Below are 3,808 nucleotides of genomic sequence, written 5' to 3'. Positions count from 1 at the left end.
GCGACGTTTCGACACCTCGCAGCCTCGGGTGGGCGCACCAGCCTGTGACGACGCCATGCCGATGTCGTGAGACATCCCTATTCCGATGTCCTGAGACACCCCATTCCGATGTCCTGAACCAACACACGGGTCACGCTGTCGTACTTCGTCGAGCCGAACCCTTCGAGCAGAGGGTGGTCGGGAAGGTACATCTACCCGTCACATGGCCTTCGCTTCGCCACTCGCCGGCCCGAGGAGAGCGTCGAGTCGTTCCGCGAACGGATCAACACCCGGGCCCGGGAGGATGGTCGCCGCCCACCGTCGCTGGATACGGAGCGCGGGTGGTTCTTCGGCGCCAACCAGCAGCAGAAGCCGGGCTCGCTGCACACCGACATTTGGGAGGGCACTGGCGCCGCCCTGGCGAGCAAGCGAGCGATTGCGGTCTACCCCGTTGCTGGATGGTGGAAGACGCGACCACACAGCGATCAGAGCGACTTGGGCGTCGACTACTCCCTCATTGTCAGCATCGAGTCGCGCGAGGTCGAAGTGGACCTCTGGACGCCAGTCGCTCAACTCTTGCCAACCGCCGTCACGATCACCACGTAGCCTTCAGCGTCATTCTGGGCCTACTAGAGACTCCCGCCAAGGTCGATGTCTGGCCAGACTCGGCCCAGGTGCTCGGCGGGCTCGCTCTCTTTTGGGCTGCCCACCGTCGACTGGCGGTGTGGCCCTCCTCCGGTTTGCGGTCCGCCGAACACTGCTGACGAGGCGTGGCTCAAGAGGGGACTGCCCAGCTCGTAGTAGCAATGCCCACCTCGCCGACCATCCGAAAGCGAACAGGCGGGAGAAGCACATGAGCAACCCGGTCGGTCGCGTCGTAATCGGCGTCGATCCTCACAAACTGTCGGCCACCATCGAGGTCCTGGACCAGCACGAGAAGAAGCTCGGCACCGGGCGGTTCACCACCGACCACGCCGGCTACACAGCCATGCGCACGTACGCGAGCACCTGGCCCGATCGGGTCTGGGCAGTCGAGGGGGCCAACGGCGCCGGTCGGCCACTCGCACAGCGACTCCTCGAAGCCGGCGAGCACGTCGTCGACGTGCCGGCCAAGCTCGCCGCCCGGGTCCGTCTGTTCGACACCGGCCACAACCGCAAGACCGACGCCCTCGACGCCCACTCCGTGGCCGTGGTCGGGGTACGCACCAAGTCCCTCCGCGTGCTGCGCCGCGATGGTGAGCTCGAGGCCGTGCGGATGCTTTCCGACCGCCGCGAGGCGTTGACCAGACGACGCGTCCAGACCGTGTGCCGACTGCACGCGCTGCTGGCGGAACTCCTGCCAGGACAGGCGAAGAAGGACCTCACCTCGGGCCAGGCCAAGGTCATGCTGGCCAGCGTGCGACCACGTGACATCGCCGGGAAGACCCGACGCCGCATCGCCGCCGAGGAGCTCGCCGATCTGATCGCGATCGAGACGAAGATGAAGAAGGCGACCGCCGAGCTGAAGGCGATGGTCCAGGCCCGGCAGTCACATCTGATGGACATCCACGGCATCGGTCCCGTTGTCGCCGCGCGGATCCTTGCCGACGTCGGGGACGTGGCCAGGTTCGCCGACCGCAACCGGTTCGCGTCCTGGACCGGCACCGCGCCCCTCGACGCATCGTCGGGTGAGCAGAACCGGCACCGACTCTCACGAGCCGGCAACCGGCGGGTCAACCACGTGATCCACATCGCCGCAGTCACCCAGTTGCGGCTCGACACCGACGGACGGGCCTACTACCGCCGCAAGCGAGCCGCCGGGAAGAAGCCCGCCGAGGCACTGCGCTGCCTCAAACGACGCATCTCCGACGTCATCTACAAGCAGCTCGTCGCCGACGCCATCGCTGCTGGTGCGAGTCCGGGAGGGCACTGCGGGGCGTCTCAAGAATCCAGCGCGGTCGACCTGCCCCCGCACATCGACACTTCGGATCAGCCACTCCCGGACCCGCATAGCCGACGCTACGCCGCACCCGTGCCACCCCGGAAGAGCACAGTGACAAGGACCCTCGAAGCCACCCGTTGACAACAGAGGGGGGCCGGTTCGCCGCGGCTCCGCAGGCGACCCGGTGGTCAATGGCTCAGTCGACGTCGGGAGGCGCGACCCGTCCCACAGGCCGAACGTCTATGGGTCCTGTGCCCCGAGTCTGGCCGACGGCGCCGGTTGTCCCGCTGGGGTGTCGGATCCGGAACAGCCGGCGCCTTGCCGGAATCAGCGGCGAGATCGTGCCTCTACGAGATCAGCCTTGGCCGCGATCCGCTGACGTTCGATCGCGCGGTAGACGGTGGAGCGTCCGACGCCGAACAGCTCGGCGACCTCAAGGGTGCTGTACTCGCCGCTGTGAACCAGGGACACCAGGTGTGCCTCCTGCTTGCGGCTCAGCTTGGGCTGCTTGCCCCGCAACCGTCCCTTCGCCTTGGCGACCTTCATCCCCTCCACCGTCCGCAGCCGGATCAGGTCGGACTCGAACTCGGCCACCATGGCAAGGACGTTGAACAGCAGCTTCCCCACCGCGTCGGCCGGATCGTAGACCGATCCGCCCAGACTCAGGCTGACCTGGCGCAGCGTCAACTCGTCAGCGATGGCCCTAGCATCAGGTAGCGACCTGGCCAGGCGGTCGAGCTTGGTGACCACCAGGGTGTCTCCAGCCCGGCAGGCCGCGAGGGCCTCGCGGAGTCCGGGTCGCTCGCGGTTGGTGCCGGTCAGGCCATGATCGACGTAGATCCGGTCCGGCTCGACGCCGAGACCGAGGAGCCCGTCGCGTTGGGCGGTTAGGTCTTGCTGATCGGTAGAGCATCGGGCGTACCCGACAAGCAGCGCGCTCATGGCGCACCTCCATAGGTAGACCCGGTCGAAACACAGGCTGTGGTCGACTCGGGTATCGGACATCGCCCGACCACTCAGCAAGCGCCTCACTGGCCCGTACCGCAAACAACCCATCGACCGCTGACGGCGAGGCTGGCTGGGCGAGCCGGTGCCCAATCGCTACGCGCACCGCGACCAGTACGGGACGCTTCGGCTGCCCCACCGCAGTCCGTCACCAACGTGGCATACAGCAGCATGTCCCGTCGTACCCACGGTGCTGTGGGTGGTGCTGCGAGTATGGTCGTCGACGCGACGGGAGGGTCGATGTGATCTCGGACGATGACCTCGCCGTGGATCTGCGGCAAGCGCGCGATGGCGATATGTTCGCCGCAGCTCGGGTCTACGACCAGACCTGTCACCTGGCGTGGTTGCTAGCGAGATGTCTTGTGCGCGATGAGCTTGTGGCTGAAGACGTGCTGATCCGGGCTTACCGGGAGGTACTCGACCCCAACACGGAGCCGCTACCGTCAGTGAGCCCTCTTACGTGGGTGCTCTCGCGTGTCCAGATCCGCGCTCAGGCCATATCAGCGCACAGCGAAAACTCCGGCCAATCGGAGCAGGGACTCACGTCTTCACGCACCGCCACTCTCGCCGCTTTGCGGGTGAGGTGTGCCCACCTCCTCACCCGGGCTAGCGAACCTCGCGACCACAACTGACTCGCCTGACCCAGACTCGAAACGAGCAGCGTAATTGAGCAAGACCCGGTGCGGGATCGGCTATCGGTGCCGCTGTCCCGCATCCGACACCTCAGTGAAACGCAGCAGCCTGTTGCCCTGAGCACGGCGGGGGAGACCCTCAGGGGTTCGGCCTGCGGGACGTCCGCACGTGCCGACGAGCGGTCATGTCCCGTGCCGTCGCTCATGGGCGTCCGTGATGACCGTTCGTGACCGTTCGTGACCGGATGGACCCTAGGGCCACGGACACAGC

2 protein-coding genes are annotated in these 3,808 nt (G+C 66.6%); one reads left to right on the top strand and one right to left on the bottom strand.

Annotation, left to right across the window (positions count from 1 at the left end; translation table 11 throughout):
* Positions 1 to 832: 832 nt before the first annotated feature.
* Entirely contained in the window at positions 833 to 2,041 is a 1,209-nt protein-coding gene (locus tag IRX98_RS22335) for an IS110 family RNA-guided transposase (RefSeq protein ID WP_224280546.1), read from the top strand.
* Between the two features lie 186 nt (positions 2,042 to 2,227).
* Here IRX98_RS22335 and IRX98_RS22330 read toward each other — a convergent pair whose 3' ends face one another.
* Entirely contained in the window at positions 2,228 to 2,842 is a 615-nt protein-coding gene (locus IRX98_RS22330; RefSeq protein WP_224280544.1) for a recombinase family protein, read from the bottom strand.
* Positions 2,843 to 3,808 lie beyond the last annotated feature (966 nt).

The sequence above is a fragment of the Nocardioides lacusdianchii genome, from assembly GCF_020102855.1.
Classification (GTDB): domain Bacteria; phylum Actinomycetota; class Actinomycetes; order Propionibacteriales; family Nocardioidaceae; genus Nocardioides; species Nocardioides lacusdianchii.
This window is presented reverse-complemented; position numbering and strand designations above follow the sequence as displayed.